The 14231-nt window shown below is 46.0% G+C and carries 5 protein-coding genes; all 5 read left to right on the forward strand.

Translation table 11 applies throughout. From position 1 onward, the window contains the following. The first annotated feature begins 53 nt into the window (after positions 1 to 53). The 5 genes from HYN43_RS06785 (at position 54) to HYN43_RS06805 (ending at position 14081) form a co-directional block, all read left to right on the forward strand. A complete protein-coding gene (locus HYN43_RS06785) occupies positions 54 to 6392 on the forward strand; it encodes a DUF7948 domain-containing protein (RefSeq protein ID WP_162996346.1) in 6339 nt (2112 codons plus the stop codon). Between the two features lie 32 nt (positions 6393 to 6424). Then, entirely contained in the window at positions 6425 to 7342 is a 918-nt protein-coding gene (locus HYN43_RS06790) for a PorP/SprF family type IX secretion system membrane protein (RefSeq protein WP_119408725.1), read from the forward strand. A 356-nt stretch (positions 7343 to 7698) separates the two neighbouring features. Beyond that, a complete protein-coding gene (locus tag HYN43_RS06795) occupies positions 7699 to 9843 on the forward strand; it encodes a DUF5703 domain-containing protein (RefSeq protein WP_119408726.1) in 2145 nt (714 codons plus the stop codon). Between the two features lie 4 nt (positions 9844 to 9847). Further along, positions 9848 to 11242, forward strand: a complete 1395-nt coding sequence (locus HYN43_RS06800) for a GDSL-type esterase/lipase family protein (protein WP_119408727.1) — start codon at positions 9848 to 9850, stop codon at positions 11240 to 11242. Positions 11243 to 11513: 271 nt separating this feature from the next. Next, positions 11514 to 14081 (forward strand): Kelch repeat-containing protein, encoded by a 2568-nt coding sequence (locus tag HYN43_RS06805; RefSeq protein ID WP_162996347.1) that lies wholly within the window; start codon positions 11514 to 11516, stop codon positions 14079 to 14081. The last annotated feature ends 150 nt before the right edge of the window (positions 14082 to 14231 follow it).

Raw genomic sequence — 14231 nt, forward strand, 5'->3', positions numbered from 1 at the left:
AGTGGTGGTGGTGGTTTGTTACATTCGTGTTACATAACCTTACGCACTATTACATGAAGCAATTTTTACCACTATTGCTGTTTGTGCTGTTACCTGCAAGTATTATAACAGCGCAAACCCGGCAGCAAAACGCAGGCAAATTTTCGTTATCAGCAGGCCTCCGGTTTGAGGAAAACAAGGGGCAGGTGCTGGATGATAAAGGGCAAACCCGTAACGACATTCTGTACACCCTTAAAGACAACGATGTTACGTTGTTTTTTACCCGTACAGGTATAACTTACCAATGGCGGCAGGTTGAGGGCAGCAAACAAGCTCCTGTTAACAACTCGCCAGGCAAAAAAAGTCCGCTTGTTTTACTCAAACCCGATCATGAGAAACGGCGCGTAAAGGTGGCGCTAAGAGATATGCGGTGGCTGAATACCGGTACAGATGTTACGGTACTGGCCGAAGATGCCTATAGCGACGTAGTTAACCGTTACTCGGCAAGCGGCGTTGTTGAGAATATTAAAAGCTACCATAAACTCATCTATAAAAACCTCTATCCTAACACCGACATCGTATATTATATAAAAGATGGCAAACTGGAATACGATGTTGTGCTGCACAAAGGGGCAGAACTTGGCAATGTAAAATTCACCTATTCGGGCAAACAAAAAGTTAAGCTTGCCGGCGGAAAAATAGTACTTAAAAACGAGGTTGGTTCTCTTACCGAGCATGAGCCAATTGCTTACTCGGGTACCGAAGCTTTAAATATCAGGTACCGGCTTAAAGATAACGTCATCGGTTTTGAAGCGGTAGACGGCAGTTCGCTAAAAGGGAGTGAGCTGCTGATAGACCCCACAATTACCTGGGGCACTTACCTTGGTGGTGGTAATGACGATGCAGGCGTAGGCACAGCCACCGATGCGCTGGGTAATGTTTACCTGGCGGGATATACCTCAAGTACACAGAATATTGCTTCGGCAGGTGGTTATCAAAGCGGGGGCGGCGACCCGGGCGGCTTTAATTATGATGCTTTTTTGGTGAAGTTTGACAGCAATGGCAACAGGCTTTGGGCTACTTATTACGGCGGAGCCAACAGCGATTACGGATCGGCCGTATGTACCGATAACGCCAATAATGTGTTTTTGGTGGGTTACACCCGCAGCAGCGCAGGTATAGCTTCGGCCGAAAGCGTTGCGCAAGGCACGCTTGCCGGCGATTATGATGCCTTTGTGGTTAAATTTTCAAGTACCGGTGCCCGTATCTGGGGTACTTACTTTGGCGGCCCCGTTAACGATAACGGCTATATAAGCGGCGATGACCTGGCTACCTGCGCGGCCACCAATGCCGATGGGGATATTTTTGTAGGCGGTTATACCTGGAGCAAAAAGTTTCCGATAAAATCAAGCACTTATCAAAAAGATTATGCCGGCGGCCGGTACGATGCTTTTATTTTCGGCCTTAACAGCGGTGGCGCACCCAAATTTTCAACCTATTACGGCGGTAAAAGCGATGATATCATTAACGGCATAGCCGCAAAAGGCACACGTGTGTATATCTGCGGTAATACCAACAGCAGCAATAAAATAGCGTCGTCAGGCACACACCAGGGCGGCTATTCGGGGCCTGCCGATGGCACCGGTTATGACGATGCCTTTTTAACGGCATTCAGTACCGGCGGTGCTTTTGAATGGGGCACCTACTATGGCGGCAGCGGAGATGAGGCGGCAAGGGCCGTAGCTACCGATGCTGATGGTAATATTTATGTGGGCGGTTTTACCAACAGTTCGTCAAATATTGCCTTAAACGGTTTCCAGAACACCGGCTACTCAAGCAATGTGTTGGTGGATAGGGATGGCTTTTTGGCCAAGTTTACCAATACCGGTTCGTTAATATGGGGTACCTATTATGGCGGGAGCCCGGTTGATGAGGTTAACGCAGTTGCTGTTGATGGTTCGAACAATGTTTACATAGGCGGTTACACCAAAAGTTTTGTTGCCGGGCAGATAGCTAAAGATGGTTTCAAAGACAACATCTCGGCAGGGAACGATGGTTTTGTAGCCAAGTTTAACGCAGCCGGAGCAAGGCTGTGGGGTTCGTACCTCGGCGGCTCGGACGAAGATATTGTAAAGGGGCTGGCAACATCGGGCAATTACCTTTATATTGCCGGCAGCACCACCAGCACATCCGGTATAGCCTCTGGCGGTTTTCAATATATGCCCGGCGGCGGTATAAACGATGGCTTTTTGCTGAAGATAGAAGGCAGTAGTAACCCGCCTGTTGATCCGGTTACGCCTAAAAACTCATCCAACATCGTATTCAGTAACGCGGCATCAGACAAGGTTACCCTAACCTGGACAAACGGTACCGGTACCGCCCGCATTGTTGAGGCCCGAACTGCCGATGATGTTTTCCCTAATCCCGCCAATGCATCCATCTATCCCAATAATAACGTTTACGGTTTAGGTTTCCCGATAGATGCCGATACCCGGGTTGTTTACCGCGGAACCGGAAATACGGTAACCGTAACCGGCTTAACTGCAAATACAAAGTATTATTTTAAAGTTTTTGATTACACTGGGGCCTTCGAGCCCCAGGTAGTATATCTTACAGAAAACACCACCGGAAACCCCGCCAGCACCACCATCGGTAAAACAGATCAAACCATCACCTTTGCAGGCCCGGTGATTAAAACTTATGGCGATGCCGATTTTGATCCGGCTATGGCGTCATCAGGCCTTGCCGTTACTTATAGCAGCAGTAACACCTCGGTAGTCAGTCTTATTGCCGGTAAATTACATATTACGGGTACAGGTACGGCTAATATTACGGCATCGCAGGCAGGTAATGGTACCTACGGGGCGGCTACACCGGTAACACAACAGATAATAGTTAACAAGGCCGTATTAACAGCCCGGGCGCTTGATGCAGCAAAAACTTATGGCAGTGTCAATCCCGATTTGCTGCCCGGTATTGGCGGTTTTGTAAATGGTGAAAGTACAAACGTGCTTATCAGTTACCCAACGCTTAGTACCACGGCAACTATTTCTTCGCCGGTTGGTGCTTATCCTATAAATATAACCGGAGGCGAGACCCGCAATTACACTTTCAATTATATCAACGGCACCTTAACGGTAAACAAAGCTACATTAAGGGTAACAGCTGATGATAAATCGAGAGAAGAAAATACGCCCAACCCCGCTTTAACAGTAAGTTATAATGGTTTTGTTAACGGCGATCTTGCTACTAACCTCACCACGGCCCCAACCGCCACAACAACGGCTACGGTTAGCAGCCCGGTTGGCTACTATCCGATAGTACCGGCCGGCGGCGTATCCGGAAATTATAACTTTATTTATACCAATGGCCGTTTGGAGGTTTTTGCGGGGCTGCCGGCGCAAACCATCTATTTTCCGCCATTCGATCCTCACTTTATCAATGAAGCAAATTTTTATATCGAAGCTAATGTAAGTTCGGGTTTAAGGTTAACTTTTACCAGCAGCAACCCGGCGGTGGCCACCATTGTAAACAACAACCAGATTCATGTTGTGGGTTTGGGCTCTACCGTTATAACTGCCTCGCAGCCGGGCAATGCTTCATACAGGCCCGCAGTTGATGTGATGCAAACGCTTAACATTGGCAAGGTTGATCAGGTTATCTTTTTTTCAAGCATGGGAAAGAAAAACTACGGCACGCCCGATTTCGATCCTTCAATAACCACATCATCTGGTTTGCCGGTAGTTTTAACCAGCGATAATTTAAGTGTGGCCACCATAGTTAGCGGTAAAATTCATATTGTAGGGGTGGGTAACGCCAATATTACAGCCTCACAAGCGGGTAACGATATTTTCAACCCGGCGGTAAGTGTAACCCGCTTACTGGCGGTAAACAGCGCCTCGCAATTCATCACCTTCAACCAGATCGATCCAAAACTAACCACCGATGCCGATTTCGACCCCGGGGCAACAGCAAGCTCTGGTTTAACCGTTACCTATGCCAGCAGCAACCTGGCAGTGGCTACTATTGTTGGTGGAAAGGTGCATATAGTTGGACCCGGTAGCACAACAATCACAGCCACCCAAACAGGCGATAGTCATTATGCTGCCTCGCAGCCCGTTAGCAGGCAACTTTTGGTAACCGAGGTGCTTTCGCAAACCATCAGCTTTAACGCCTTCGGCACCAAATACTTCGGCGATGCCGATTTTGATGCCAACGCCACCTCAAGCGCGGGCCTGCCGGTAACTTTAACCAGCGACAATACCGATGTGGCAACTATAATTGGCGGCCGTATTCATATTGTAAACGCCGGTATTGCTAATATAACGGCCACTCAGCCAGGCGCGCTCACTGTAACACCGGCTGATCCTGTTACCCGCACATTAACGGTTAAACAACAGGTACAAACAATTACTTTCGTACCGCTCACAACAAAATACTATAGTACTATTGATTTTGAGCCGGGAGCAACCGCCAGTTCTGGCTTGCCGGTAAGTTACACCAGCAGTAACGAGGCCGTAGCTACAATTGTTAGCGGTAAGATTCATATTGTTGGCCTGGGCGCAACTATCATTACCGCCATGCAGGATGGTAATGCCAACATAGCTGCAGCGGCCCAGGTTAGCCAAAACCTTACTGTAATAAAGGACAAGCAGATCATCAACTTCCCCACAATAACCAAACGGCGTTTTGGCTTACCCGATTTTTCGGCACGTGCAACATCCAACCTTGGTTTGCCGGTAACATTGGTAAGCAGTAATGAAGCGGTAGCCAAGGTGATAGGGGGGAATATTCATATCGTATCTGTAGGTAATACCAACATCACGGCATCGCAGCCCGGTAACGAAACTGCGTCGGCAGCTGTAAGCGTAACAAGGTTGTTTACCGTGCTGAAAGCAAATCAAACCATCACTTTCCCGGTAATCGCTCCGAAAGCTACCACCGCGGTTGATTTTGATCCCTTGGCTACCGCCAGCTCGGGCCTGCAGGTAACCTATTCCAGTAAAAACACCAGCATAGCAACCATTGTTAATGGCAAAGTACATATTCTACGGGCCGGTAGGGTAACAATAACTGCATCGCAGGCGGGTAGCGCAAATTATGCCGCCGCGCCGAATGTGAACCGCTCATTGATCATCCGGAGCCAGGCTACCCAGGTTATTACCTTCCCTAACCTGGCCGTCAAAGAGTTTGGCGATGCTGATTTTTTACCCAATGCCATGGCCAGTTCAGGCTTACCGGTAACTTATACCAGTAGTAATCCAGCCATAGCAACCATCGTTGATGGTAAAGTGCATATAGTTGGTGTAGGCAGTGTGGTAATTATTGCCTCACAGCCGGGCAATGAAGCTGTTGCCGCCGCCGCCCAGGTATCACGAACTTTAAGGGTTAGGCAGGGAAGTCAAACCATTACTTTCGCTAATCTTGCCGAAAAGCTTGCAACAGATGCCGATTTCGATCCTGGCGCGACTGCCAGTTCGGGTTTGCCGGTTAGTTACACAACTGATAACGCCGGTGTTGCAACCATAGTTGATGGCAAGGTACATATTGTTCGTGCCGGCATAGTTAAAATTATAGCTTCGCAAGCGGGTAATGTTAATTTCAGGCCAGCCGCCACCGTAAGCCGGCGGTTAATTGTTAATGGCTTAACTCAAACCATTACGTTTAACCCTTTGGTTGGGAAATTTGTTAACGATCCCGATTTTGCGCTTACGGCAACAAGTTCGTCGGGCTTACCGGTAAGCTATACCAGCGGCAACTTAGGAATAGCCCAGATTGTAGAAGGAAATAAAGTGCACATCAACGGTGCCGGTACGGTAACTATCACAGCATCGCAACCGGGTAACGCCACTATAGCCGCAGCCGTAAATGTTGAACGTACGCTAACCGTAAGCAAAATAAATCAAACTATCACTTTTGATGATATAGGCAGCGTGAGTGTAGGCATGCCGTACACCCTGCACGCCACATCAACATCGGGCTTGCCGGTAATATTCATCACATCCGACGAAACAACGGCAACCATTAGCGGTACAACCTTAACCGGCTTGCGAAGAGGCCGTGTAATTATAACTGCCACACAGCCCGGAAATGAGAACTTTCTTGCCGCCCCCAGGGTATCAAAAGAAGTAATGATAACCCAGGACCTGGCCATTGTTCCAAACAACCTGCTCACCCCCAACGGCGACGGCCGCAATGATTTGTGGATTGTAGAAAATATCGAGGTTTACCCGCGCAACACCATCACCATATTTGACAGGGCCGGGCGTACAGTTTACCATGCCAGTGGCTACCGCAATGATTGGGACGGCACCTCGGCAGGCGGCCCGCTAAGGCAGGATGCCTACTTCTATGTGATCGATCTGGGTAACGGTGCATCACCTGTTAGGGGGAGTGTAACCATTTTAAGGTAAGTTTTGATTATACCATCTTAAGTAAAACAATAATGAACAATCATATATCCTCAATAAAAAAACTGCTTGTATGTCTGCCAGTGCTGGTGGTATTTATGGTGCAAATGGCAGCGGCACAGGTTACTCCATTAGGCAGCCAATATTATTTAAACCGTTACCTCGGCAATCCGGCCTTTGCGGGTTTAACAAACGGGTTTACCGGCAACCTTGCTTACCGTTCGCAATTTAACAAAACCGATGGCAGCCCGGTTACCCAGGCCCTCACCGCCGAATATGGCTTTAATAACAGGGTAGGGGTAGGCATCAATGCTTATAATGATAAAGCAGGATTGCTTAAACGTACCCGCGTTATGGGCACTTACGCCTATCATTTGCCTTTGAGCGAAAAAACTCAGCAGTTAAGCTTCGGCCTTTCTATCGGCATCAACAGCGAGCGTTTAAATGAGCAGGATGTAAGGGGCGATGTAACCGACCCGTTGATTGCCCAGCTAAACAATCAGCCGGTACATGTTGACGGCGATTTTGGGATGGCTTATACCGATGGCAAGTTAACCCTGCAGGGTGCTATCCCCAACCTGCGCAATTTTTTTAAGAAAGACGTGATCAATACAGCCGATTGGTCGACTTTTTATACGGCGATAAGCTATAAAATTGATATCGGCGATGAGTTGGAACCAATGAGCCTTGAACCGCTGGCTGCGTTACGGGGAATAAAAGATCATTCGTCGGTTTTGGATATTGGGGCTAACCTGGCCATATTGAATGATCAGTTATACCTGAGCGGACTGTACCATACTTCAAAAAATGCCACTTTCGGGTTTGGTATCAACCTCAAAAAATATCACTCGGCTGTTTTGCTGCAGTATGTTACCAATACGGCGGGGATGTCGGCTTATAGCAACAGTATTTTTCAGGTAGGGTTGAGGTTGAAGTTGAGTAATGACGATTAGGATTTTCTTTTACGCGGAGGTGTAGGGTAGCTATTAAGATGCTCTAAAAAGCTTTTTACCCCGAACGTCATTGCGAGGCACGAAGCAATCCCAAACTATACAGGGCGGACCTGCTAATCGGGGATTGCTTCGTGCCTCGCAATGACGTTTATGGAGATTGCCATTTTCATTTAATGGTTTTCAAACATTTTCTTAGCGTCCTTGCGCCTTTGCGTGCTTAAAATCACAACCTTGCAAATCCTCTCCGCAATCGATTGTAACTAATTTGTGAGGTTAATACTTTTTTAATCTTTTATTAAGTTAGGCAGGTAATTTCAGCTAACCAATTAATCCGTTTTAATACTATCTGCTTAATTATGATTTTTAAACGTTTACTGCCTTTACCGGCCTTGTGCCTGTTTTTATTTTCAGCTTTACAAGGCTTTGCACAATCCCCCTTAAATAAAAAGCTCGATCAATATAATGTAACCTGGGATACCCCCGGCCCAACATCGGCCCAATCCATGCCGTTAGGTAATGGCGATATCGGCCTCAACGTTTGGTTCGAAAAAAATGGCGACCTGCTGTTTTATATCAGCAAAACCGATGCCTGGGGCGAACCAGACGCCGAAAAGGACGACTGGATGAAGCAGGGCGGCGTGCTGATGAAATTAGGTGCAGTAAGGATTTCTGTAAATCCCAATCCGCTTAATACAGGCGGCAAATTCAAACAGGTTTTAAAACTTCAAAACGGCGAGATCTGGGCGCAGGTAGGTGAGGGGAGTTCGGCTGTTCAATACAGAATTTGGGTGGATGCCAATCATCCTGTTATCCGGGTTGAAACAAAAAGCGCCGGGAAGGCAATCGTTGGCATTAAACTGGAAAATTGGCGTGCGGGTAAAACAGATACGGTACTGGCAGATAGAAAAGGTAGCATCGCCTGGTATCACCATAACCCGGCCACAAGCGATCCGCATTTGGCAAACCTCACCTTCGGCGCAATTATAAAAGGGAATGGCTTAGCGAATAAGGACGAGGCAAGTTTGCAAACTCCGGGAAGTGTTACATCGCAGGTTATTTCTATCTATCCATTAACGAGTATTGCAGGCAGCGGAAACCAATGGTTTAATAAGCTGGAAGCGCAGGTTAAAAACATCGAAAAACTCAACCTTGAACAAACCCGCCTTGCACATCAAAAATGGTGGCAGCAATTCTGGAACAGGAGCAGCATATTTGTAAGTGGCGATGAACTGGCTCAAAAAGTTACGGAGGGTTATATTTTACAGCGATTTGTTACCGCTTGCGCGGGGAGGGGCGCTTATCCCATTAAGTTCAACGGTTCAATTTTCGTGATCGATAATCCCGCTAAAAACGTTAATGCCGATTACCGGTCGTGGGGAGGCCAATACTGGTTCCAGAATACACGCCCCATGTACTGGCCACGTTTAATGGCCGGCGATTTTGATATGATGCTGCCCCTGTTTAGGATGTATGCTAATATTTTGCCTGCCAATGCCAAACAGGTACAAGGTTTTTATAAACACGGAGGGGCCTACTTTGCCGAGACGGCACCCTTTTGGGGCGGCCTGAGTTATATGAGCCCTGAGGTAAAACAGAACTACACCAACCATTACTTTACGCCGATATTGGAACTGAGCATGATGATGCTTGACTATTATGAATACACCGGCGATGCTGATTTTGCCAGGAAAACTTTGCTACCCGTTGCGTCTGCGGGCTTACATTTTTTTGATGAGCATTTTAAACGCGACAGCACAGGCAAATTATTGCTTGATCCGGATAACGCGATAGAAATGTTTTGGAAGGTACACAACCCTGCACCCGATATTGCCGGTTTGCATGCGGTTTTAAGCCGGATGATCAAACTGCCTAAAAACATAATCAGCGATGACCAGAAAGAAAAATGGCAGCGATTTTATAACGAGTTGCCGCCGTTGCCGAAAGCGGAGCATGATGGAAAAACTGTATTGCTGCCTTACACCGGCCCGCAAACTGCCAAATCATTCAACAGCGAAAACCCCGAGTTGTATGCTATTTACCCTTTCAGAGTTTATGGTTTAGATAAACCTGATTTGGATGTAGCCGTAAATACGTTTAACGCACGCAAACAACGGGCTAAAGGCTGCTGGGTTCAGGATCCCATCCAGGCAGCTTTAATTGGCGATGCCGAAGTAGCTAAAGATTATACCAGCTTCGCGCTCACACGTAAAGATCCGGCTTTAAAATTCCCGGCATTTTGGGACAGGGGAAATGATTATATGCCCGATGAAGACAACGGCGGAAACGGAGAGAATGGTTTACAGCTGATGCTGATGCAATCGGAAGGGAAAAAGATTATGCTGTTACCAGCCTGGCCTAAAGGATGGGATGCCGATTTTAAATTGAATGCCCCCTACAAAACCACGGTTGAGGGTAAAGTGGTTAATGGTAAACTTACCGGTTTAAAAGTTACCCCGGCAAGCCGCATGGCCGATGTGGTAGACCTGAGCTTAAAAAAATAATCCCATGAAAAATATCATCAACATATTGATAGCCCTTTGTTTGGTATTGCCGGCAAAGGCTGTTAAACGAATAACCTGTATAGGTGCAAGTATAACTTATGGCGCTACGTTGCCCAATCCGGCAACGCAATCGTACCCGGCGCAGCTTCAAAAGCTCTTGGGCAATGGCTATGAGGTAAGCAACTTTGGTGTAAGCAGCGCCACGCTTTTGCGCAGAGGCGACCTATCGTATTGGAGTACAGATGCCTATCAAAAAGCATTAAAAAGTAATCCGGATATGGTGTTTATTGATTTGGGCGGCAACGATGCCAAGGCGGTAAACCGTGTACATCTGGATGAGTATGAAAAAGACTATCACGATCTGATCCGCTCATTCGCTCAACTGCCCTCGCACCCGCGCATCGTTTTGTTGCTGCCCATCCCTTCGTTTCAAAAGGACACCAACCAGATCTACGATAAAGTGATCGTGAACAGCATCATACCCAAATTACGAAATGTTGCTTATGATGAGCATCTTGAGCTAATTGATCTTCACTCGCTGTTTGTAAACCATGAAGATTGGATGCCCGATAAAATCCACCCCAATTTGGAAGGCACCGCGGTTACCGCCAAAAGATTGTATGATGTTGTTGTGCAGCAGCGTGATATTGCCTTCAACGTCTTCGACAAAATGAACCAGCAAATAAAGGAAAGTAATTTTTACGGCTACCCCTGTGCCGAATTTACTTTCGATGGCCGCGACAGTAAAGTTGTAAAACCTAAATGGGCGGCTAAAGGCCATCCATGGGTATGGCGGGCTCGTTTCTGGGGGCATGAGCCGCAAACCGATATTGCCCTGTTAGAGCGCGGTTTCCATATCGTATACTGCGATGTTGCCGAACTGTTAGGCAATAACGAAGCCATTGGTTATTGGAACGATTTTTACAAAATGCTTACCGGTGCAGGTCTGGGTAAGAAAGCCGTATTAGAAGGGATGAGCAGGGGTGGTATTTACATGTACAACTGGGCGGCGGTTAACCCCAACAAAGTATCGGCGACTTACGCTGATAACGCCTTGCTCGACCTGAAATATTGGCCCGATTCGGCTACCCTCAAAAAAGATTTCAATTTGAACAGGGCTTCGGATATCGGCTCGCTAAAAGTAAGCCCGATAGATCAGGTGGAACAAATTGTAAAAGGTGGCTTCCCGATGCTACACCTTTCGGCTGATGATGACGAAGCTGTTGACCCTTCAAAAAATACATTGCTGTTTGAACAAAAAGTGAATGCGCTGGGCGGGTCTATAACCGTAATTCACAAGCCCGGTTTTAAGCATCACCCGCATAGTTTACCTAACCCAACACCCATTGTTGATTTTATTTTGAACGCTACGGGCTATGCTATACCCGCTCCAAATTAATATGAAATTGTTACAGTACACTAAGTAATAGCTTACTAACTTATTGACGCTTAAATGCCTGCGTTTTGTTTGGTTTATGGCTAATGGTTGATGGTTTTTAGCCGGTTAAATTTTACTATCACCGGCGAATCATCAACTAATTAAAATCTTTGAAATTGAACGGTATTTGTTGTAATTTTAGCCAATAACGCCAATTAAAAACAACGTTTTAGGCCTGAATTATAAATACAGCGCGGTACATATTTGTAATGCCTGAGGTGTACTTATCAACATGAGATTTTTTTTATCCGGGATAATAGCGGTTATTTTATTGAATTGCCTGTTCATGTCTCCTTGTCGTGCGCAATCGTACGGTCTGGGGTTTTACAGCCATGAGGTGGTGCAGGATAAGCGGACTGGCTTGGAGCTTAATCTCAACAATCTTGCACAGAGGGATAAATTCGAACTATCATTCGATGTTACTTTTTTACCCAACCGGGCTATTTATTTCGGCTACATTTTAAGGCTGATAGGGGACGAAAACCAAAACATCGACCTTGTTTATGACAACCAGGCCAATACCAAACATTTTAAGATCATAGTTGGCGAGCGCCTGTCCAAAATTTCTTTCAACATAGATGAAAAGCAGCTTTTTGAACGTTGGAATAAACTGAGGATTATTATTGATTATAAAGGCGATAAGATCACGGTTATTTCGGGTAAGGATCAGATGAGCGAAACCGGCATCCACTTAAAACGAAGTGCCAATTATAAACTATTATTCGGTGCCAACTCATCGCGCCAGTTTCAAACTACCGATGTGCCGCCTTTTAAACTGCGGGATATCAATGCATCACAAAATGATAAACTGATAGCCAACTGGCCACTGAGCGAATGGCAGGGCAATGTTGCCAACGAAACCGTAAATCAAAACAACGGTACGGTAAACAACCCGCTCTGGATCAAAGCCCGCCACCGTAATTGGCAGCTGGAAAAGGAATTTAATGTTCCCGGTGACGCGAGCACGGCATTCGACGCAGCCAACGAAGATGTATTTGTGATCACTGCCGATTCGTTGGTTACTTATTCGGTTAATAAAACTCCGCAATTAAAAAGCACTGCCTACGCCTCGGGCAGGCAGTTGTTGGTACCCGGTGATCAGGCCTTGTACGCCAATAACAGGCTGTATTACCTGTATATGGACCAAACAGCCATGGGTACTTATGATTTTACTACCGGTAAATGGGATAAAGGCTATCATAATTTTGCTACCAATAACGGGCATATCAATAAATTTTACTCTAAAGCAGATAGTTCGGTTTATACCATAGGCGGTTACGGGCAGCTGGTTTATAAGGATAGCGTACGCAGGTACAACATTAACAACCAACGCTGGGAAAAGATCAAATACAAAGGCGATACTTTTACGCCGCGTTACCTGGCGGGTTTGGGTGCCAACGCCAATGGCGATACCGTTTACGTTATCGGTGGTTATGGCAGCGCGTCGGGGCAGCAAATTGTTAATCCGCGCAATTTGTACGATATGGTTCGGTACACAGTGAAGGACAAGACTTTTAAAAAACTATTCAGTATCGATGTAAAGAACGAGGATTTTGTATTCGCCAACTCCTTGGTTATCGACTCCAAAAGCAAAAGTTATTATGGCCTGATCTTTCCTCAACATAAATTCAACTCCAGTTTACAGTTGATTACCGGTTCGCTCGATAAGCCGTCGTATCACATGGTGGGCGATACCATTCCGTTTTTGTTTCATGACGTGAATGCGTATGCTGATTTGTACTATCTGCCGCATAGCGGCAAGTTTTTGGCGGTTACCTTGTTTAAGGAGAATGACCATACCAGGGTGAGGGTATACTCGCTGCTTAGTCCGCCCGAGCCGGTAGCCGAGAGCCTGCTTGAAGCTGCGGGCATTAAACCTGTGTTTTGGATAGGAGGAGCCTGCGTTATTTTATTGAGTGTAGGTGTTTTTATAGTATATAAACGACGTAAAAAAACTAATGTACTTCCTTTACCTCAGGCTCCGGTAGAAATTGCTGAACCGGTTACAACTACGGCCAATCAGCCCGAACCGTTGCCAGTTGCCGCTGAAGAACCTGTAGAAAGCAGGCTGCACCCCAACAAAAACGCCATATTTTTATTTGGCGACCTGCAGTTGTTTACGCCCGACGGTAACGAGATCACCAAATATTTTACGCCTTTGTTAAAAGAACTATTTTTGGTGATACTGATGTATTCGGTAAAGTTTGACAGGGGGGTGAGTTCTGAAAAACTGAATGAGATATTGTGGTTTGATAAATCAGAAAAGAGCGCGCGTAATAATCGCTCGGTAAACATCGCCAAGCTAAAATCGCTGTTGGATAAAATGGGCCATTGCCATCTATCAAAAGATACGGGCTACTGGAAAATTGAAATTGATTATAACGAGATTCAGGTAGATTATCATAATTACCTCAATATCGTATCTAACAAAAGCAAACTCAATAAACAAAAGATCATTCAGCTTACGCATATCACCCAGCGGGGCAATTTCCTGTCGAATATTGAGTACGAATGGCTGGATGCTTTTAAATCGGAAGTATCTAACGAGATCACCGATTCGTACATCCAGTTTGCAAATTCCATCAAAGTTGCCGATGATCCCGAGTTTTTGATCAAGCTTGCCAATGATATCTTCTATTTCGACCCGGTTAACGAAGAGGCTATGATCATTAAATGCAAGGCGCTGGCCCATATCGGCAAGCACTCATTGGCTAAAAATACCTTCGAAAGTTTTAATAAAGAGTACAAGGCTATTTACGGCGAAGCCTTTGAGCGCGATTTTCATTCAATTCTTGAATAAAATCTGTTACAATTGATATTTATTGGGTTAATTAATCAATTTTTAATGATTAATTAAGTTGTAAGGGCAATTTTGGGGCTGTTACCGGTTAATCGTATCGCATAACAGGAGGCGCCTACGGAGCCAAAAAAATGATTAAATTTTCGCTAT

This window comes from Mucilaginibacter celer, from assembly GCF_003576455.2.
Classification (GTDB): domain Bacteria; phylum Bacteroidota; class Bacteroidia; order Sphingobacteriales; family Sphingobacteriaceae; genus Mucilaginibacter; species Mucilaginibacter celer.

What these genes read in the sequence shown, in the direction of transcription:
- HYN43_RS06800 (WP_119408727.1), top strand. Translation starts at nt 9,848, where the DNA reads ATGAAAAATATCATCAACATATTGATAGCCCTTTGTTTGGTATTGCCG.
- HYN43_RS06805 (WP_162996347.1), top strand. Translation starts at nt 11,514, where the DNA reads ATGAGATTTTTTTTATCCGGGATAATAGCGGTTATTTTATTGAATTGC.
- HYN43_RS06795 (WP_119408726.1), top strand. Translation starts at nt 7,699, where the DNA reads ATGATTTTTAAACGTTTACTGCCTTTACCGGCCTTGTGCCTGTTTTTA.
- HYN43_RS06790 (WP_119408725.1), top strand. Translation starts at nt 6,425, where the DNA reads ATGAACAATCATATATCCTCAATAAAAAAACTGCTTGTATGTCTGCCA.
- HYN43_RS06785 (WP_162996346.1), top strand. Translation starts at nt 54, where the DNA reads ATGAAGCAATTTTTACCACTATTGCTGTTTGTGCTGTTACCTGCAAGT.